The organism is Solwaraspora sp. WMMA2065 (assembly GCF_030345075.1).
Classification (GTDB): Bacteria; Actinomycetota; Actinomycetes; order Mycobacteriales; family Micromonosporaceae; genus Micromonospora_E.
On record NZ_CP128361.1, the window covers coordinates 1,300,862 to 1,320,725 of the forward strand.

12 protein-coding genes are annotated in these 19,864 nt (G+C 72.8%); 6 read left to right on the forward strand and 6 right to left on the reverse strand.

The window, feature by feature from the left end:
* The first annotated feature begins 117 nt into the window (after window positions 1-117).
* The 3 genes from O7610_RS06035 to O7610_RS06045 all read left to right on the forward strand — a co-directional run bounded on the left by O7610_RS06035 (window position 118) and on the right by O7610_RS06045 (window position 3,866).
* Window positions 118-1,737: a hypothetical protein gene (locus tag O7610_RS06035; protein WP_289212789.1), complete on the forward strand. Its 1,620-nt coding sequence runs from the start codon at window positions 118-120 to the stop codon at window positions 1,735-1,737.
* Window positions 1,734-3,212 (forward strand): NADH-quinone oxidoreductase subunit NuoF family protein, encoded by a 1,479-nt coding sequence (locus tag O7610_RS06040; RefSeq protein WP_281554748.1) that lies wholly within the window; start codon window positions 1,734-1,736, stop codon window positions 3,210-3,212. Before O7610_RS06035 ends, O7610_RS06040 begins: the two co-directional genes overlap by 4 nt.
* Window positions 3,213-3,320: 108 nt before the next feature.
* On the forward strand, window positions 3,321-3,866 hold the full coding sequence (locus O7610_RS06045) for a hypothetical protein (protein WP_281554749.1): 546 nt from the start codon (window positions 3,321-3,323) through the stop codon (window positions 3,864-3,866).
* Window positions 3,867-3,883: 17 nt separating this feature from the next.
* On the opposite strand, the gene O7610_RS06050 is transcribed toward O7610_RS06045, so the two are convergent.
* Window positions 3,884-8,437, reverse strand: coding sequence for an HAD-IC family P-type ATPase (locus O7610_RS06050; protein WP_289212790.1), 4,554 nt, complete (start codon window positions 8,435-8,437; stop codon window positions 3,884-3,886).
* A gap of 238 nt (window positions 8,438-8,675) precedes the next feature.
* Between O7610_RS06050 and O7610_RS06055 the strand changes: the two genes are divergently transcribed.
* Window positions 8,676-10,514 carry a S8 family peptidase gene (locus O7610_RS06055; protein WP_281554751.1) on the forward strand — a complete coding sequence of 613 codons (1,839 nt, stop codon included), beginning with the start codon at window positions 8,676-8,678 and terminating at the stop codon, window positions 10,512-10,514.
* 26 nt (window positions 10,515-10,540) lie between these two features.
* The gene (locus O7610_RS06060) at window positions 10,541-12,040 is read left to right on the forward strand and encodes a hypothetical protein (RefSeq protein ID WP_289212791.1); all 1,500 of its coding nucleotides are present in this window, start codon (window positions 10,541-10,543) and stop codon (window positions 12,038-12,040) included.
* Window positions 12,041-12,052: 12 nt separating this feature from the next.
* Here the strand turns inward: O7610_RS06060 and O7610_RS06065 are convergent, their stop codons facing one another.
* Window positions 12,053-12,766: a methyltransferase domain-containing protein gene (locus O7610_RS06065; RefSeq protein WP_289212792.1), complete on the reverse strand. Its 714-nt coding sequence runs from the start codon at window positions 12,764-12,766 to the stop codon at window positions 12,053-12,055.
* A 70-nt stretch (window positions 12,767-12,836) separates the two neighbouring features.
* The gene (locus tag O7610_RS06070) at window positions 12,837-13,025 is read right to left on the reverse strand and encodes a DUF2795 domain-containing protein (RefSeq protein WP_281554754.1); all 189 of its coding nucleotides are present in this window, start codon (window positions 13,023-13,025) and stop codon (window positions 12,837-12,839) included.
* 195 nt (window positions 13,026-13,220) lie between these two features.
* Here O7610_RS06070 and dnaK point away from each other — a divergent pair, with 195 nt between their 5' ends.
* Window positions 13,221-15,005, forward strand: a complete 1,785-nt coding sequence (gene dnaK / locus O7610_RS06075; protein WP_289212793.1) for a molecular chaperone DnaK — start codon at window positions 13,221-13,223, stop codon at window positions 15,003-15,005.
* 37 nt (window positions 15,006-15,042) lie between these two features.
* On the opposite strand, the gene O7610_RS06080 is transcribed toward dnaK, so the two are convergent.
* From O7610_RS06080 to O7610_RS06090, 3 genes are read right to left on the reverse strand one after another with little or no spacing between them, the layout of a single operon-like run.
* A complete protein-coding gene (locus O7610_RS06080) occupies window positions 15,043-16,323 on the reverse strand; it encodes a mechanosensitive ion channel family protein (protein ID WP_289212794.1) in 1,281 nt (426 codons plus the stop codon).
* Between the two features lie 28 nt (window positions 16,324-16,351).
* On the reverse strand, window positions 16,352-17,032 hold the full coding sequence (locus O7610_RS06085) for a BON domain-containing protein (protein WP_281554757.1): 681 nt from the start codon (window positions 17,030-17,032) through the stop codon (window positions 16,352-16,354).
* A gap of 43 nt (window positions 17,033-17,075) precedes the next feature.
* Window positions 17,076-19,811 carry a winged helix-turn-helix domain-containing protein gene (locus tag O7610_RS06090; protein WP_281554758.1) on the reverse strand — a complete coding sequence of 912 codons (2,736 nt, stop codon included), beginning with the start codon at window positions 19,809-19,811 and terminating at the stop codon, window positions 17,076-17,078.
* Window positions 19,812-19,864: the final 53 nt, after the last annotated feature.

Sequence of the window (19,864 nt, forward strand, 5' to 3'; positions counted from 1 at the left end):
GAGCGGGCGAAACGACCGGGAAGCGGTACGGTTTCTCCGGCGCCAAGCCAAGGGCAGGGCACTCGCGGTGGACCGGGCGGATCGGTCCGGCCGGTGCGGGTGTGTGGATGGCACCGAGTGGAGATCGAGGAGCAGATGGCGCGGACGAACCAGAACCAGCGACCCGCCGGCCCCAGGGCAGAACTCTCCGGCGGGCGACAGCCGTCCCGCCTTTCGGTCCTGATTCTCTCGGCGTCGGTGCTGGCGGCCTTCTGGGCCCTGGCGATGCTCACGTCGGCAGGCCGGGTCGGGTACGTCTACGCGTTCTTCTTCCTGGATTTCTTCGGTGGCGTCTTCGCCCTGGTCGCGCTCAGCATCACGGTGATGGTCGGTCTGCTGGCGACCGACCGGATCGTGCTGCTGCCCCGGCACCGGGTGCTGCTGCAGTCGGCGCACCGCACCACCGGGATCATGGCGATCACCTTCCTGGTGCTGCACGTCATCACGCAGATCACCACCGGTGCGGTCTCCGCTGTCGGGGCGTTCATCCCGTTCCTCGGCGGCGGTCAGGCGATCTACGTGGGTATGGGCACCCTCGCGGCGTACCTCATGTTCGCCATTATGTGGACCGGTCTGGCGCGGGCCCGGTGGGTCGGTGTGGGCCCGCCGTGGCTGTGGCGAGCGCTGCACAGCGGCGCCTACGTCGCATGGCCGATCGGGATCACGCACGGACTCGGCACCGGCCGACCTCCGGCGACCTGGGTGACGCTCAGCTACGTGATCTGCGTCGTGCTGGTGGTGATCGCTCTACTGGTCCGGTTCGCCACCGGCGTGGGCAAGAAGAAGCCGTTCGTGTCGCAGGCCACCGGCACCTCGATGAAGCCGGTCGGCAGGATGGCCGACGACTCCCGGTCCGGATCCGGATCGTCGCGCCGCCGGGGCAGCCGGGACGACGGGATCAGCCTGGAACCGGCGACCGCCCGCTTCGGGTCGTTCGGCGACAGTGGTGTGGACATGATCGATTCATGGGCGCCGGCCGGTGCCGGGCGCGGCACGTCCACCCGGTCCGCCGACCGGTACCGGGTACCCGAGGTGGGACGACCCGCACCGCGGTCGCGTCCGGCCGCGACCGAGGACTCCCGGGAGTACCGCCGGTCCGACTCCGGCCGCGGTCGCTACGCCGAGGAGGAGACTGGCCGGGGCCGGTACGCCGAGGACGACACCGGCCGGGGCCGGTACGCCGAGGACGACACCGGCGCACGCCGGCGCTACACCGAGGAGCCGGACCAGCGGCGCTACGCCGAGCCGGCCGGCGGCCGGCGGCGCCAGGTCGCCGACGACGGTGGTTACGAGCCTCGCGAGTCACGGCGTTCGGTGGCGGAGACCATCGGCTCCCGGGGCCGCTACGCTGATGACCGTCCGGTCTCGGGCACCGGTGCCCGTAGCCGGTTCGCCGACGACCGTCCGGTTTCCGGGGCCGGCCCGCGCGGCCGGTTCGACGACCGTCCGGTCTCCGCCGAGCCGGCCCGCGGTCGGGCGTCGCGCTACCGGGCCGACCCCGATCCGGCACCGGTGGACCGGGAGCTGGATGACTACCTGCCGGCCGACGACACCCCGACGCTGGTCGATCTGGCCTCCCGGCGGGCCCAGCGGGCGGCTGCGGCGGAGTCCGCGGGCAGCCGGCGGTCCCGGCGACGTCGGGACGCGGAGGATTCCGACGACGAGTACTGGACGCAGCTTCGAGGAGAGGCGAATTGAGCACGGCATCGGTCCCGCCGGTCGCCACCGTCGGCCCGCCCCGGTTGACCGCCGGGTTCGAGGAGTTCGGTCGGCTCGATCTGCGGGCGCACGAACAGGTGCACGGCGGGGTCGGACCACTGTCGGTCGACGACCTGATGCGCTTGGCCGAAGCGATCGACCTGCGGGGACGGGGCGGCGCCGGGTTTCCGTTCCACCGCAAGGTCAAGGCGGTCGTCGAGTCAGCCGACAAGCAGGACAAACCGGTTGTCGTCGTGGTCAACGCCACCGAGGGGGAGCCAGCCAGCTGGAAGGACAAGGTGCTGCTCACCCGAGCCCCGCACCTGATCCTGGACGGCGCCGCGTTGGCGGCGTACGCGCTGGAGGCCGACGAGATCGTCATCGGTGTCGCCGACGACGGCGTCGGCGGCGCGTCGCTGTCGGCGGCGCTGGCCGAACGCCGGATGCCGGTGCCGGCCAGCATCGTCACCGTCCCGCACCGGTTCATCTCCGGCGAGGGCGGGGCGCTGGTCCGGGGCATCAACGGTCTCCCGCACATCCCACCCGGCGTCAAGGTCCGGGCCAGTGACTCCGGGGTGTCCGGCCTGCCGACGCTGCTGTCCAACGCGGAGACGTACTCCCAGCTCGCCATCGCCGCCCGGCTCGGCCCCTACGAGTACGGCGCGGTCGGCCTGGCCGACGAACCGGGGACGGTGCTGCTGACCATCGGCGGGTCCGCCGCCCGTCCGGCCGTGGTGGAGTGCCCCACCGGGACCCCGCTGCGGGACATTCTGGAACTGTGCGAGGCACCGGTCGGACCGGGGCTGCTGATCGGTGGCTTCCACGGCAAGTGGATCACCCCTGAGGCGGTGTCCGTGGTCGACGTGTCCCGGAAAGGTTTCACCAAGGTCGGTGGCACGATTGGCGCCGGCATCACGATCCCGCTCGGCGACAGCACCTGTCCGATGGGCGAGGTCGCCCGGGTGGTGCACTATCTCGCCGGTGAGTCGGCCGGGCAGTGCGGGCCCTGTCGGCTCGGCCTGCCGGACCTGGCCCGCACCGTCGACTCCCTGGTCATCGGCAGCGCGGCGGTCGACATGGTCCGGGCTGCGGCGAGTGTGGTGAAGGGCCGGGGTGCCTGCAGCCATCCGGACGGTACGTCCCGGTTCGCCATCTCGGCGCTGGAGGTGTTCACCGAGGACCTGGCCGCCCACGCCCAGGGCGACGGCTGCGGCAAGCCGGTCAAGGGTGTCCTCCCGTTGCCGGCTGACGCGCCGTCCGGCGGCACCAAGCGGCTGAGTGTGGACTGGACCCGGTGCGACGGGCACGGCCTGTGCGCACACGTGGTTCCGGAGTTCATCCGTCTCGACGCGAACGGCTATCCGGCCTTCCCGCCGTCCCCGGTTCCGGTGTGGTTGGAACCGGGTGCCCGCAAGGCGGTCAACATGTGTCCGGCGCTGGCGTTGCGGTTCGGCGAGGGCAAGGGCGGCCACTGACCGCAGCCGCCGGCCGTCCCGCTTCGCAAACCGGCACGTCGGCGGCTTCCCTTCCCGACCGGCTGCTGAGACACTGCTGTGGTGTTGAAATATGTCAATCTGCCTCGGGTGTCGCGCCGACGCGTCGCGGCGTGGTGGCTGGTACCGGAGCTGCTGGTGCTGATACTGCTCGCGGGTGGCTTGCACTACTCGACCGCGGCGACCGCGCCGGTGCTGACCGAGGCGCAACTGCGCGACGACGCCGCGCTGCGGATCGCGACCACCATCGAGCAGTCCACTGCGGACGAGCACGCCGCGCACGGCCACGAGGTCAACCCGGACGAACGGATGCTGTGCACTGCGGAGGTCTGGCGGCTGGACCCGGCCACCGTCCGATCCGACGACGTGGGCACGGCCTACGGCTACTACCTGTGCGCGACAGGTACGCCGGGCACGCCGTACCTGCTGTCCCGGATGAACGCCGGCCCGATCGTGGCCCGGCTCACCGATCCGCCTGAGTTGACCGTCGCCCAGCTCGACCAGGACTTTCGGACCCAGGTCGAGGCGATGATCCCGGCGGAGTTCGTCGATCAGGCGTTCAAGGGTTTCACCGACCCGCAACGGGCGGACGGTTTACGGCAGCGCTTCGAACGCCAGATCAGCGCGGCGGCGTAGGCCGCCGACTCCGGGTGTCAGACCGGGACCGGGGCGTCGGTGCCGGTAGGCCGCAGCCGGCGCACCGGGCGGACGGCCCGGCGTACCCGGTGACCGGCGCCCCGGTGAGCGACATCCGTTGTCAACCGGCCCAGGCGGGTCCGGCGGAGCCGTTCGATCCGTTCCAGCGGCAGCAGCCCGAGCCCTGCCGCGGCGACCGCCGAACCGCCGACGATCGACCAGCCGACCGGTCCCAGTGGACGGCAGCCGAAGAACTGACTGACCACCGGCGTCTGCACCACCCCGAACAACGCCCCGAGCGACACCCCGGCGGCCGCCAGTACCGTCGGATCACCCTTCGCGGCGACCGCGGTCTGCGCCAACTGGGCGGCCACCAGCGCGGCGAGCGCCACGCTGCCGGCACGGGCGGGGGTGCCGGTGAACCGGGCGGTCAGCCAACCTCCGGTGGTGGCCAGCGCGGTCGCCGCCGCCCGCCGGGCGACCTGCTGGTTGAGACTGGCGCCGAGCGACGACTCCGGTCCCTCGCGGGCGAGTTCGTCGGCGCTGATTCCCCGTGGTGGGCGGGACGCCACGGCGATCGCCGGCAGCAGGTCGGTCATCAGGTTGACGAACAGGATCTGCCGGGGGTTGAGTGCCTGCTGGCCGGCGATGAGCGAGCTGCCGACCGAGAAGAGGATCTCCCCCAGGTTGCCGCCGAGCAGCAGGGCGAGGGCCTCACGCACCGACACCCACATCGCCCGCCCTTCGGCCACACCCTCGGCGATGCTCTCGATCCGGCCGTCGACCACGATCATGTCCGCCGCCTGGCGGGCGGCGCTGGTGCCGTGATCGCCGAGGGCGATTCCGACGTCGGCGAGTTGGATCGCCGGTGCGTCGTTGGCGCCGTCACCGGTCACCGCGACGACCCGGCCCGCCTGGCGCAGCGCCCGGACCACGGCGACCTTGTGGGCCGGACTGACCCGGGCGAAGACCGCTGTCCGGGACACCAGTTCGGGCAGCTGGTCCGGTCCGGCGGCGTCGAGGTCCGCCCCGGTGACTACCGCGCTGCCGTCGAGCAGGCCGAGTTGCGAGCCGATGGACTCGGCGGTGCTCGGATGGTCACCGGTCAGCATCACCACGGTGATCCCGGCGCGGCGCAGCCGCCGGACGGCGTCGGCGGCGGTGTCGCGTGGCGGGTCGGCCAGGCCGAGCAACCCGTGCAGCTCCAACCGGTCGATCCGGTCGTCGTCGAGGTCCCGGCGACCGGACGCGACCCGACCGGCGACGGCGAGTACCCGCAAACCGTTGCGGGCCAGCCCGTCGATGGCCAGGTCGATCTCGCGGCGGCCGGCGTCGTCCAGCGGCACCACCCCGTCGGTGCGGCGCCAGGTCGCGCACCGCGGCAGCACCGTCTCCGGGGCGCCCTTGACGCTGATGACGGCACCACCCGGGCAGGTACCGAGCACCGCGTGGAAGCCCCGGCCCGGCTCGAACGGCAGCTCGGCGAGGGGTTCCCAGCCTTCGGCGCCTTCGCGGATGCCCACCCCGGCCGAGTACCCGCCGTCGACCACCGCCTGGTCGGTCGGGTGAGGCAGTTTCTGATCGCCGTCCGGAACCGGGGTGGCCCGCAGCGCCGCCGACAGAATCCGTCGCAGGTCGGAGCCCAGCGCGTCGACCGGCTCGGTTCGGCGGCCGTCGCAGACACTCTGCAGCCGGATCGATCCCTGGGTTAGGGTGCCGGTCTTGTCGAAGCAGATCACGTCGACCCGGCCGAGCGCCTCCATCGCCCGGGGATCCCGGATCAGCACGTTGTGCCGGGACAGCCGTCTGCTCGCACTGAGCTGGGCGGCGGTGGCGACGAACGGCAGCCCTTCGGGGATGGCGGCGACGGCGAGGGCCACCGAGGACCCGACCGATTCGGCCAGCCGGCCCCGCAACAGCCCGCTGCCGAGGGTCGCCGCGGCGGCGGCGAGCGCGGTCGGTACCGACGCCGAGGTGATCTGACGCAGCCTGGCCTGCACCCCGCCCCGGGGGGACTCGTCCTGCACCTGGTCGACGGAGCTGCCAGCCTCGGTCGATCGACCGGTCGCCACCACGACGGCGGTTGCCGTGCCGGCGGCCACGGTACTGCCCGCGTACACCATGCTGGTGCGGTCGGCGACCGCGTCGGCTCCGGTGCCGTCGACGGTCTTCGCTACCGGCACCGACTCACCGGTGAGGCTGGACTCGTCCATCTCCAGCCCGTTCGCGGTGACCAGCCGGCAGTCGGCGGGCACCGAGTCGCCGGCTTCCAGGCAGATGAGGTCGCCGGCCACCAGGTCCTCCGCCGGTCGGACGTGCTGTTCCCCGTCGCGCTGCAGCCGTACCCGCAGGGCCCCGGCACTGAGCAGCCGGCGCAGCGCCCGCCCGGCCGCCATCTCCTGGGCACCGGCGAGCAGCGCGTTTGCCATGATCACCGAGAGCACCATGACGGCGTCGACGGTCGATCCGGTCATCGCCGACACCCCGGCACCGGCGGCCAGTGGACCGGTCAGCGGGGTGTCCAACTCGGCTGCGGTGGCCTGCCACAGGCCCCGGGCCGGTCCGTCGTCGGATTGACCACCGGACTGTTCAGCCTGTCGCTGTCGGGCCTGTACGTCGCTGAGCCCTTCGGTCGAGGAGCCGAGCCGGGTGAGTACCTCGTCGACCGGCATGGCGTGCCAGGGCGCCCGGCTTCGCGGCGCGGGTGTCGGCCGTCCACGCAGCCCTCGGGCCGCCCGGTGCCCGATCGCCAGGTTGACCAGGCCAGCCACGTTGTCGATCAGCAACGACCGCGAGCCGCCACGGGGGCTACCGTCGAGCACGCCGAGCGCGGCGGCGGCGACGGAGCCGAGCATGGCACGCCGGGCGCTGTCGGTGCTCACCGAACGGGCCAACGCCGTCGCCTCCAGTACCAGCCAGGCGGTCTCCAACCCGGGCGCGCAGATCAGGTGAGCACCCCAGGGCGGGCGCCGGGCGGCGGCCCGGATCACCCCGATTCCGCAGTCTGCGGCGGCCAGGGCGACGTCGTTACGGGCGGCGATCAGGGTGACCCCGTGACCGGCCTGCTGCAACGTCCGTACGGAGGCGGCCAGTTTCGATCCCCCGGCCACCGTCCCCGCCGCCTGGCAGCGGCTGGCGAGCATGCTGCCGGTCGGGCCGGTCGCCGGACTGCGGCCGGCCCGGCTGCGGCCCGCGATGAGCAGCTGGCCTACCCGGCGGGCTGCCGTGGTGAGCGCCTCCGCCAGCGGGTCCAGCTCGGCCTCGGCGCGTACCAGGGCCATCGGCTCTCCGTGGTGGGTGAGCACCAGCAGGTCGCCGCCAGGAGTCCCGGCCCGGGCGCCGTTCGGCGGAGCACTGCTGCCGAGCCGGTCCAGCAGGTCGGCTGGCAACGCATGGGTGAGCCGGTGCGGGGCAGTCAACGCCCAGCCGTCGGTGGCTTCGCCGGCGTCTGCTCTGCCGGGGGGCGGCTGGGGCTGGTCGCGGCCGTCCCCCGGGTCGGTGGCGGGATCGACCAGTCGGGCCGCGACCCGGCGGGCCTGCTCCTCTGTTGCGCTGATCGGGACCACCGCGGTGACCAGGGTGCGGCCGGTGAGTAGAACCGAGGCGTCGACGATCACCGTGTCGACCCGGTCCAGCCGGCGCAGCGCGGCGGCTTCCCGCACCACCACGCCCCGCCGGGCGAGGATCCGGCCGAGCTCCCCGCAGTAGGCGTCGCGGCCGGTCCGGGCGCTGCGCGGGGACGCGACCGCGGTGACTCGGGCGGCACGCTGCCGGCCGCCCGGCAGCATGGTGAGCATTCCGGCGGCGACCAGGGTCAGCGTGCTCATCCGTTGGGCGTACCGCTCGATCGGGCCGTCCGGCAACGGTCGAGGGCGGTCCGGCGCCGGCAGCGCCGGTGCGCGACTGCTGTCCGGGTCGGGATGCAGTTCGTGGGCCCGGGCGGCCCACACCTTGTGGTAGGCGGAATCCTCGGCGATCAGCGCGACCCGCAGTACGGCGTCGGTGAGGCTGGTCAGCGGGCGTTGTGAGGCCGCTGCCACGGCGGTGCTGAACAACGCCTGACCGAGGTCGGCGCCGACCGGGCCGAGAGTACGGCGCAACCAGGAACGCAGCTGCGGCACGTGCTCGAAGGCGGCGGGCAGTGCGGCGAGTTCGTTGGGTAGTGCGGGCAGCCGGAGTACCTTGCCTACAGCTCCGACACCGGCGCCGATCAGATCACCGGCCAGTGACACGGCGTTACCGAGGCCGGCGTCGACGTGGGTGGTGCCGGTCGCTCGCGGGGCGAGGCGCCGCTCCGCGTCGGCGAGCGCGGCGACGAGCCGGGAGTTGCCGAGCACCTCCGGGTCGAACCGGATCACCATCCGGCCCAGCGCGCCGTTCCAGGCCGCCCAGTGCACCCCGTCGACCTCGTGCAGAGCCTGCTCCAGCCGCTGCACGTCGGCGATCGCCCGACCATGGTCGTCCGTGCTGACCTCGAGATGGGCGTGGCCGTCGTAGGCCCAGGCGTGCCGGGCGTGGGCCATCCGGCGGTGCCGTACCGAGCTGATAGTGGCTGCCGGACGCTCCAGCACGGGCGTCACCTCCCTGGCGTCGGTCCGCCCCGGGGGATGACGGTCTGTGATGGCTCTCGTCTCCTCACCGTAGAGCCGGGCGATGCGTAGCTGAGCAGGTTTCCTGTTTTCGGGGCCGGTGGCGGTCCGGAAGTGAGGTCGATTGCTCACTTCAAGTAGTTGTCTCGTCGCTCTATGCTTGAGGTGGCCGCTGCGGTCGTCGATCGGCCGTTCGCGGCGCTGGTGGGAGGGGACCGCCGTGACGCAGCCGGATGACTGGGACAGCCGTACGCTGATCGCGCTCGCCGGCCGCCCCCGGGCCGCCCCCGGGCTCGCTGCGGTGCTGCGCGAGGTGGCCTTCCGGTACGGTGACCGGCTCGGCGACGCCGAGCGTGCCGACCGCGACGGCGAACCGCAGTGGCACCACCGGGTCCGGCAGGCGTTGGACCGGCTGCGCGCCGCCAACCTGGTCACCGGTGGCCGGACCTGGTCGTTGACCGACGCCGGTCGGGCGCGGGCTACGCTGCTGGCCGGCCACCGGGCATCGGCTGTGCCGGCACCCGACGGGCCGCCCGCCACCGTCGGCAACGGCGCGCCCGGTCCGGACAGTCCAGCACCGCTCGCCGCGCCCGGGGTGATCACCGATCCGTTGCGGGCGGTAACCGGGCGGCAGCGCCTCGGCTTCCCACTCGGCCCGGACGAGCCGGTGCCGGTGCTGGTCGCGGTCAACCTGCACTTCGCTGGCGGACCGCAGCGCGCCACCGAGCAGTTGGCCGGACTCTGGTTCCGGGTCACCGCGGGTCGGCACCCCCGGCCACTGGCCGGCGAGTACGTCGTCGGTGAACTCAGCGTCAACCAGATGAAGCGGCTGGTAGCGGCGGACACCGTGATCGGCGATCCGCATCAGCGCAGCGTGCACCGGATCTGGCCGGACTTCCCGGTCCGGCCTCAGATCGACGTCTCGGCGGCCACCATCAAGGCGGACGCGGCCCGGCGGACCTTCAACGCCACCGGCGAACGGATCGTCTGGGCGGTGGTCGACTCGGGCATCGACGCGCGGCACCCGCACTTCGCCAGCTACGCGACGCTCAGCGCACCCGAGGTTCGCGACCTGCACCGCAGCTTCCCGCCCGGGGCGCGGCCCCGGTCACATGACGCGCTGACCGACGACAGCGGCCACGGTACCCACGTCGCGGGGATCATCGCCGGCGGCGTGGACGACTGGGTGCGTCGGCATCCGCAGCGGACGGTACGGGTGATCGAGCACCGCTACGACATCGACGATCCGGCCGTCCCGGTCCCGGTGTCACGCCCGGTGGTCGATCCGGCCTCGATGGTGGGTGTCGCGCCGCTGGCCAGGTTGGTCAGCCTGAAGGTGCTGCACGGCGGGGGTGATCTCACCGAACGGGTGTCCCGGGTGATCGCCGCGCTGGCCTACGTGCGCGAGGTCAACGCGCGCAGCGACCGGGTGATGCGCATCCACGGGGTCAACCTCAGCGTCGGGTACGAGTTCGATCCGGAGTGGTTCGCATGTGGCCAGTCCCCACTCTGCCGCGAGGTGGACAAACTGGTCCGGTCCGGGGTGGTCGTGGTGACCGCCGCCGGGAACTCCGGGTACGGCGCGGTGGGCGCGCCGTTCGGCGTACCGTCGCAATTCACGCTGGGCGCGACGATCAACGATCCGGGCAACGCCGAACGCGCGATCACGGTCGGGTCGACGCACCGCGACATGCCGCACACCTACGGGGTGTCCTACTTCTCCTCGAAGGGGCCGACCGGCGACGGCCGCCGTAAGCCCGACCTGGTCGCTCCCGGCGAGCGGATCGTCTCCTGCGCGGCGGGTGCCCGGCTGGCCACCACCCAGGCCGGCGGCCCGGACCCGCGCACGGCGGTCTACCTGGAGGAGTCCGGTACGAGTGTGGCGGCACCACATGTTTCCGGTGCGGTCGCTGCGTTCCTGTCGGTGCGTCGTGAGTTCATCGGCCAGCCTGAGCGGATCAAGCAGATCCTGCTCGACACCGCCGTGCCGCTCGGCCGCGACCGGCGCTACCAGGGCCACGGGCTGGTGGACCTGATGCGGGCACTGCAGTCGGTGTGACCACCGGTTGCGGCGGGAGGGGCCCGATGATGGACCGACGGATCGGCGGTCTTCCATGGTGGGAGCTGCGCTTCGACGCCGGAGGGGATCCGGACCCGGTGTCGGTGGCCGCGCTGCTGTCCGGTGCCCGCGCCCGTGGCGTCACCGATCTGGTGGTGCTCGCGCACGGCTGGAACAACGATCGGGATGTCGCTTACGCGCTCTACGCCGCCTTCTTCAACCTGCTCGCCGGCCAGGCCCGGCGGGCGGGACCGTGGGCCGAGAGTCTGGGGCTGGTCGGCGTGCACTGGCCGGCGCGCCGGTGGCCCGACGAGCCGGCACCGGACTTCGAGCCGGTCGGCGCGACCTGGCCCGGTCCCGGCCCGGCCGGGCTCGCCGGTGCCCGTGCCGGGGCAGGTCCGGTCGGCCGTCGCGGCACGGGCCGTCCCCGATCGGCGGTTCTGGACGACGAGACGCTGAACGTGCTGCGGGCCACCTTCCCTGCTGGCGCGCCGGCCCTGGACCGGATGGCGCACCTGCTGCGCACCTCGCCTACCCAGGCCCGGGTGCGGGCCTTCGCCAACGAACTCCGCCAGTTCGCGACGGTGACCGACGACGGTTGCGGCGACGACGGTTGCGGCGACGACGGCGACGCGGTACCGACCAGCCCGGTCCGGGCGAGGGCCGGGAGACCTGTGGACGGTCCGGCTCCGGCCGGACCCGCATCGGCGCTGCCCGCGATGCTCGACGTGGACCCGGTCACCTTGTACGCCCGCTTCCTCGACGAGCTGCGGCGCTGCCACACCCCACTGGACGCGGCGGTCGGCGGCGCGGCCGGGCTGGTGGACCCGCTGCGCGGAATCTGGTACGGGGCCAAGGAGGCGCTGCGGCAACTGACCTACTGGCAGATGAAGGGCCGGGCCGGCCGGATCGGGCGGGCCGGCCTGGGGCCGGTGCTGACCCGGCTCGCCACGATGGCGCCGTCCGTGCGGATCCACCTGGTCGGGCACAGCTTCGGGGCTCGGCTGGTCAGCTTCGCCGCCGACGCGGCGCAGCCGGCAGCCGGCGGAGCGGTTCGCCCGGTACGGTCGTTGACCCTGCTGCAAGGGGCGTTCTCCAGGTTCGCCTTCGCCCCGGCGCTGCCGTTCGATCCGGTCCGGTCCGGTGCTCTGGCCGGGCTGCCGGCCCGGATCGACGGGCCGGTCTCGGTCTGCTTCTCGACCAACGACTCGGCCCTGGGCGTGTTCTATCCGCTCGCCTCGCTGGCCGCTGGGGACGACGCCGCAGCGACCCCGGCGCTCGCCGAGCGGTGGGGGGCACTCGGCTTCCACGGTGCCACCGCCGTCGGTGCCCGGTCGTTGCCACTGGCGGCAACAGGCCACGGCGGTTACCGACTGGAGCATCGCCGGGTCCACAACGTGAACGCCACCGCCGTCGTGCGCCGCGGAGGGCCACCGGCCGGCGCGCACAGCGACATCGTCCATCCGGAACTCACCTGGCTGGTCCTGGTGGCCGGCGGACTGGTGCCGCCGCCGGCCGGGGCCTGACCCGGCCGGCGACTAGTCGAAGAACCGGGCGAGGTGGCCGGGTGACGGCTCGGGATCGTTCGGACGGGCGGCGACCAGGTCGGCGAAGACTGTGGCCCCGTCGCAGGAGGCGTGCTGGGGATACCAGCGTCCGGCGGCCCCGGGCTGCTGACAGATGCCCTTGATCGTCTGCAGGTCGAAGAACCGCAGGTGGGTCGGGTCCGCGACCGCGTTGACATGCCGCCACCACGGGGAGAGCACATGCAGCACACCGCCGGGCCGCAGCACCCGGTGGCACTCGTCTATCAGGCGCAGGTAGTCGGTCAGGTGCTCCAGCACGTGCACCGCGAAGATCTGATCCGCCGCGTCGTCGCGCATCGGCAGGCCGTCACGCAGATCGGCGACGACCGCCACCGCCTTGCCCGGTCGCTGGTCCAGGCCGATGTTGCCGGGGTACTGCGGGCCGTCGCCGCAGCCGATGTCGAGGATCACCGGCTCGGCGCCGGCGATCCGGACGCGGTCCCAGACCCCGTGCACCCCCGCCAACCGTCCGATCGCCTCGCGGACCCGCCGCAGTGCCGCCTCGTCGGCGACGTCGCCCGTCACATGCGCGACGCCGCCGTCGAACCGGACCTCGACGTCGAGGTCGCGCAGTCGGGGATCGGCGGCCAGCAGATCGCTGGCGGTGGTGGTCAGGTAACCGTCGTGCAACCGGTGCCGGGTACTGGAGAACTCCGCGTAGAACACCCGACGCCGGTACCCGGCGTCAACCGGACGAAACGCGGTACGTGCACACCGTCCGTCGTGGGTCGGGGGTTCAGCCGGGTGGGCCGATCTCGGCCAGCAACTGCTCGGCGTTGACGAACCGTTCGGCGGGCAGCGCCCGTAGCGCCTGCAGCAACGCGGTGTCCGCGCCGAGTTCCTGTGCCCGCCGGACCAAGTCCTCACGGGAGAGCGGGAAGTCCAGGCCGTCGACGTAGTCGGGGAGCCGCGGTGCGTCGGTCATGGCGGCAGCGGTACCCGGCCCCGGGCCGGTCTACGCCTTCCCGGCGGGCGTCAGATGACCCACGTCCGGTCGCACGCCCGGCCGTCACCCACCCGAGCTCACTCCGCCCGGGTGACGCGGCGTCATCCGGGCGGCTGCCACGATCACGACAGCTCAACCGGCCCGCGCCGGACGCCGGTACGAGGGGGGACGGTCATGCCGCGCGCAGTGGGAATCGACCTGGGCACCACCAACTCGGTCATCGCCGCGGTCTCGGGGGGCCGGCCCACGGTCGTACCGAACCTGACCGGGTCGCGGACCACTCCCTCCGTGGTGGCGTTCACCGAGGCCGGCGCCCTGCTGGTGGGCGACGCCGCCTGCCGGCAGGCGGTGCTCAACCCGCAGGGGACCGTCCACTCCGCCAAACGTTTCGCCGGACGGCGTTACGACGAGGTCGGTCGGGAAGCGGCCGAAGTGGCCTTTGGCGTGGTCGGTGACGGCGGTCTGGCCCGGTTCGACGTCAACGGCCGCCGGTACGCTCCGGAGGAGATCAGCGCGCTGGTGCTACGCAACCTCGTCGACGAGGCGGCCAGGACGCTCGGTGAACGGATCGACCGGGCGGTGGTCACCGTACCGGCGCACTTCGACGACGCCCAGCGCACCGCGACCCGCGAGGCCGGCCGACTCGTCGGCCTGGAGATCCTGCGGCTGATCAACGAACCGACGGCTGCCGCGCTGGCCTACGGGCTGCACCTGCGCCAGCGACAGACGATCCTGGTGGTCGATCTCGGCGGCGGGACCTTCGACGTCAGCGTACTGACCGCCGGTGACGGCACCGTCGAGGTCCGCGCCGCGGCCGGCGACACGCACCTGGGCGGTGACGACTTCGACCACCGCCTGGTGGAGCACCTGGTCGCCGAGTTCCACCGGGACCACGGCATCGACCTGGCGGCGGACCCGCAGACCCGGCGGCGGGTCGTTGAGGCGGCTCGGCGGGCCAAGGAGGAACTGTCCGCGGTCACCGAGGCGGAGGTCAACCTGCCGTTCGTCGCGTCGGACGCCGCAGGTCCCAAACACCTGCGGACCCTGATCGACCGGCCGTCGTTCGACGAACTCACCGGTGACCTGGTGGAACGCTGTCGCAATCCGGTGGAGCAGGCGATGCGGGACGCGCGGGTCACCCCGGCGGACCTCGACCGGGTGCTGATGGTCGGTGGCGCGACCCGGATCCCCGCGGTGCGTGACCTGCTGCGCCGGCTGGCCGACGGTCAGGAGCCGCAGTTGCTGATCAACGCCGACGAGGTGGTGGCGCTCGGCGCCGCAGTGCAGGCCGGGCTGCTCATCGGTACGGGTGGACCGGCCCGGTTGCGGGACGTCACCCCGCTCGCCCTCGGACTGCAGGTACACGACGGGACGATGGCGGCGATCATCGAGCGCAACACCGCCATCCCGGTCCGTCGGACCCAGGTCTTCTCCACCGCGGAGGACGGCCAGACCAGCGTCGACGTCGTCGTCCGGCAGGGCCAGCGCCGACAGGCTGCGGACAACCGGGTCCTCGGGCGGTTCCGGTTGTCCGGAATCCGACCGGCGCCGCGTGGGGTGCCCCGGATCGAGGTCACCATAGACACGGACGCCGACGGAATGGTGACGATCTCGGCGCGCGACGCCGACGGCGGCAGCCGTCAGTCGATCGTGGTGACCGAGATCGTCGAGCCACGGTCGTCGGTGGGTCACGCCGGGCCGGTGGCCGCCGCCACCGACCCTGCCGGGGATCTGGAGTCACTGATCGAGCTGGTCGAGCGGGAGCTGTCCGGACCGGCCACCGGAGCACCCGCCCACGAGCGCGCCCGGGCCCGGATGCTTCTCGACGACGCCGGGGGCGCGTTGCGTGAGCACGCCCCGGTGGAGCGGCTGCGGACGCTCGCCGCGGAGCTGCGACAAGTCGCCGCCGTGTTCGTCCCGGCGATTCCCGGTGCAGTTGGTCGCACCGAGCGCGACTAACTGACGTCCGGCCCGGCGTCGGTTGCCGGCCCGGCGTCTAGTCGCCGGGGCGCGGCGAATCAGCCGCGGCCGAATCGATCGTCCGTTGCCGGCGGTTCGCCGCAGCACTGCCGAACTGCCGGGTGCCGGCGGCGCGGGCCGCTCTTCCGCGCGGTCCGGTGCCGCGGCTGCTTCCCGGATCCGGTCCGCCGGCACCGGGTCGTCCCAACCGGGTCGTGCCCGTGCGGCCGGTCGGCGGGCCGGCGGCTGTGTGCCGGGCCGGCGGCAGTGCTTCCTCTTCGACCGGAGCGGCCAGCTCGCTGCGGGCCCTGGGCAGCCAGTCGGGATGGTGCCGGCGGAGGAACGCGAAGATGCCCTCGCGTAGCTCGCACCGCAGGTCCCACGAGCTTGGCGCGTCGGCGGCCGAGGCGAGCAGCCGTATGCAGATGGTCGTCTCGGTCGCGTCCACCACCTGCATCACCCATTCCCGACGGTCCCACAGCGCGGAGGCGTCGACGATGCGGTGCGCCTCGGCCCGCAGCACGTCGATGTCGGCGGTGAAGTCCAGGTGCAGGATCACGCTGCCCAGCACCTGCGCCTCGTTGCGGGTCCAGTTCTGGAACGGGGTGGTGGTGAAGTAGGACGTCGGCAGAATCAGCCGGCGCTGGTCCCAGACCCGTACCACGACATAGGTGAGCCGGATCTCCTCGACCCGGCCCCACTCCTCGTCGACCACCACGACGTCGTCGAGGCGCAGTTCGTCGCTGAAGGCGAGCTGCAGCCCGGCGAACACGTGGCCGAGCACCGACTGGGCGGCCAGGCCGGCCACCACCCCGGCCACGCCGGCCGAGGCGAGCAGAGACGCCCCCAACGCCCGGAGCTGCGAGAACGTCATCAGCGTCGCAGCCAGCGCGACGATACTGATGATGACCGCGGTGAGCCGGCGGAGCAGACCGATCTGGGTACGGGCGCGTCGCCGCCGTCGGTTGTCCGCCATGTCCACTGGCAGCCGGCGGAACGCGGTGTCCTCGAAGACGAACAGGATCCGGATCACCAGCCAGGCGCCGGCGTAGATCAGCGCGAGCAGCAGGGTGTGCAGTGCCTCGTCTCGGACCTCGCCGGTGATGCCGCTGAACGGCACCGCGAGCAGCAATCCGGTGACCAGCAGCGTCGCGCTCCATGGCCGGTGGCATTCGCGGTGCAGGGTGCTGAGGAACGGTGCGACCCGGCCGCGTGCCGCCTGCCGGACCACCTTGCCGGAGAGCCAGGCCAGGGCCAGCGAGCCACCGACCGCGACGACCACCGTCGCCACCGCCCGGCCCAACTGCTCGTCCCACACCGCCCGGTGACCTCCGCCCGCCGCCCGGTCAGCTACCGGGTTCCACGGTGATCCGGTTCTCCACCGCGGTGACTCCTGGCGCCGACCAGGCGATCCGCTCCGCCTCCTCGCGCTCCAGCCAGGAGCGGACCATCCCCTTGACGATGACCCGGCCACCGTCGGTGTCGACGGTGACCTGCCGGGCGTCGGTGGCGGCGCTGCGCACCAGCGCGTCCTCGATGCTGCGTCGCAGCTCCGGTGCCGAAGGGTTGATCCGGGGGCGGACGGCGATCAGATTGGTCACCCCGCGTACCCCGGACAGCCGACGTACCGCCCGCTCCGCCGCTCGTCGCTGAAACTCCCATTCGACCTCACCCTTGAGCGTGACCCACCCGTGGGCGACGGTCACCTCGAGCCGTTCGATCGGAACGAAAGCGTCCCACTCCAACGCCCGGGTGGCGGCGCCGGCGACATCGGCGTCGGTCCGCTCCGCCGAACTGGGCAGTCGTACCTCGATGTCGTTGGCGACCGCGGTCACCCCGCGTACCCGGTGGGTGGTGCGTTCCGCCGCCCACTTCTTGCCGTAGTTGTCGACCCAGCCCAGCAGCGTCACCACGCCCTCCAGGACGGTCACGCCGATCTCGTTGGGCTGGACCCGGGCGTCCCATTTGAGCTCCTCGAGGACGTCACGCTGGATCTCCTCGTCCGTACGCACGGTCGCGGCGGTCAATGTTCCTCCAACGAATGTCGTCGTGCCGGGGCTGCCGGTGGGCTCAGAGCAGACGCAGTTCACGTGCCCGGCGTACGGCTTCCCGGCGGCGGGGGGCACCGAGCTTCTGGTAGATGTTGCGGACGTGGGTCTTGACTGTGTTCACCGACAGGAACAGCTCGGCGGCGATCTCCCCGTTGGACAGCGTGCCCTGCAGGTACCGCAGTACGGTCAGTTCCCGGTCGGTGAGCGGTTCGGTCAGCGCTGGCGCCGGACGGTGCCGGTCGGCGTGCCGCCGACCGGCACCGTCGACGAGATCATTGACCAGGTTCCGGTGCCGGGTCGGTGAGTCGAGGTGCTCGACCAGCAGCTCCCGCGCGGGAGATCCGGCGTGGTTGAACACCAGCCGGTGACCGTCCGGGGCGGCCAGGTCAAGCACCTGTTCGAGCAGCTCGCGGGCTTGACGCCGGTCGCCCATCCGGTGGGTGGCGACGGCCGCGACCAGCCCGGCGTTCAACCGTTCGAGCAGGGTCATCGGCTGGCGTTGCGTCTGGATCACCAGCGGGTCCGCCGGTGGTTCACCGTCCGGTGCCGACCACTGGGGGAGCACCGCCAGAGCATCGGCCGGTCCGTCGGCGAGCAGATGCAGCCGGGCCAGTGCGATCGTCACCGCCGGTGAGCGGTCGTCGTGGATCTCGTTCGACAGCAGTTCCCGGGCCCCGTCGAGGTCGCCGCAGGCCATTCGGGCCTCAGCGAGAGCCAGCCGGCGCAGCCGGCTGTGCTGACCGTCGGGCGGGTCCCGGTCCACCGGTGCCGTCGCGAGCAGATCGGCGACTGCGGCGAAGTCCCCCTCCGCCTGTCGAAGCGCGGCCCGGACCACCGGGAGCAGCCCGGTGACCGTCCCCGGTGTCCCGGGCACGACCAGCGCTGCGGCCAGATCCAGCTGCCGGGTCGCGGCGGGCAGTTCGTCGCGGCACAGGGCGACCATGGCGAGCGCAAGATGAGCGGCGGCGGCGTGGCCGGCACACCGACGTCCCGGGCAGGCCGCAGTGACCAGGGTCTGCTGGGCGATGCGGTGAGCGGCCGTCAGCTCGCCCCGCCGGGCATGCAACAGCGCCAGTTGACCGGCGGCGTACCGGGTCGGGCAACCGTACCCGTCGGTTGACGGAGCGGTGACCAGGCCATTCAGCATCGCCTCGGCGCCGACCAGGTCGCCGTGCGCGAACCGGACGGTTCCGAGCATCGCCGTCGCCACCGCGCGTGCCCGCTCACCCAGGGTCTCCGTGCCCCCGGCCGGTGCACCTGCGGTCGTCGTGGCCAGGCCGCTGGTGGCGAACAACTCGTCGGCGTAGCTCAGCGTCTCGTCGTGATATCTCCCGTCGATCGCGTCCACGAGCCGGGTGGCGATGCTGGTCGGTTCCTGGCCGAAGGTGTCCGGCGGCGGCCCGGCCGGCGCCTGGCCGGCGGTCTCCAACCGGTCGACGGCGGCAGCCAGCGCCAGGCCCGAATGGCCAAGGTCCCGGCCGGTGGGCACCGGGGTGTGTCGGGCGTCCTCGTGACCGCAGAGCAGCAGTTCGGGCCAGTGCTCGTCAACCAGTTGGCCGGCACCGAGCAGGTCACCGCAGGCCAGTCCGTGCCGGACCGCCGCCAGTGGCCGGCCGTGAGCGCGATGCCACCGGTACGCCCGCTCGTGCAACTGCGGGATCTCGTCAGGGAACCGGCTGGTCAACTCGGCGTACAGCACGTCGCTGAGCATCCGGTGACAGCGGTACCAGGCCGGGTCGCCGCCCGCAGCGACGATGAAGCCGCCGGCGTCGCGGGCGGCCGCGGCCAGTTGCTCCTCGCCGTCGTCGCGCCCGGTCAGTTCGTCGGCCAGCGGCCCGCAGACCCGGTCCAGCACCGAGGTGCGGACGAGTGTCTGGTGTGTCAGCGCAGCCTGCCCGGCGAGCACTTCAGCGGACAGGTAGTCGGCGGCCGGGTCAGGATCGGCACCGACGTACTCCCGTACCGTTGCGGGTCTCTCGCCAGCCTGCAACGCCAGGCCAGCCAGCCGCACCCCGGCCGGCCACCCCTCGGCCCGGTGGTGCAGCTCGCGGATCTGGTCGTTGGCCGGGCCGAGACCCTGCGCGCCGACCAGACGGGCGCTCTCGGTCAAGGTCAGCGCGAGCTCGGCGGCCCGGATCTCGGTCAGCTCACCGGTCAGCCGGTACCGGTGCAGTGCGAGTGCCGGTTCGGCGCGGCCGGCCGCCACCAGACGCAGCCGCCCACGGCAGTGCCGCAGCAGGAACTCGATTCCCCGGACCACCTCGGGATCGGTGATGGTGTGCGCGTCGTCCAGCACCAGCAGGACCGGCTCCGGCTGGGCGGCGATCACCGACGCGAACCGGGGCAGGAAAAGCTCGGGATCGGCACGGCCGGGAGCGGGCGGCGCGGGCCGGTCCGGGTGCCGGCGGGCCGTCTCGGCGGCGAGCGCTGCGTGCAGGTACGACCAGAACCGGTCGCCGCGGTCGGCGGGCTCGAGAGTCAGCCAGATCGCACTGCCCCTGGCCCGTCGGTCGACGAACCAGCCGGCCAGCAGCGCGGTCTTGCCCCATCCGGCCGGTGCGACCAGCAGTGTCAACGGGCCACGCGTACCGATCTCCAACCGGGCGGTCAGCCGTGGCCGGTCGAGCAGGCCGGCCGGTGGAGCAGGCGGGGCGGTTTTCGATCCGAGCAGCGGCACCGGATCGAGGTTCGTCGGGGCGGTCGGCCGGAGCGCGCGATGGTGTCCCGCCACGGTTTCCTGTCCGGCTGTGCGCATCCGCCACTCCCGTCGCCGTGCCGGCGGTGCTGGCTGCGCGCCTGCCGGCCCTG

Bases quoted from the DNA above. Each gene is read 5' to 3' on its own strand.
- dnaK (WP_289212793.1), top strand. From the start codon at position 13,221: ATGCCGCGCGCAGTGGGAATCGACCTGGGCACCACCAACTCGGTCATC.
- O7610_RS06070 (WP_281554754.1), bottom strand. From the start codon at position 13,025: ATGACCGACGCACCGCGGCTCCCCGACTACGTCGACGGCCTGGACTTC.
- O7610_RS06060 (WP_289212791.1), top strand. From the start codon at position 10,541: ATGATGGACCGACGGATCGGCGGTCTTCCATGGTGGGAGCTGCGCTTC.
- O7610_RS06090 (WP_281554758.1), bottom strand. From the start codon at position 19,811: ATGCGCACAGCCGGACAGGAAACCGTGGCGGGACACCATCGCGCGCTC.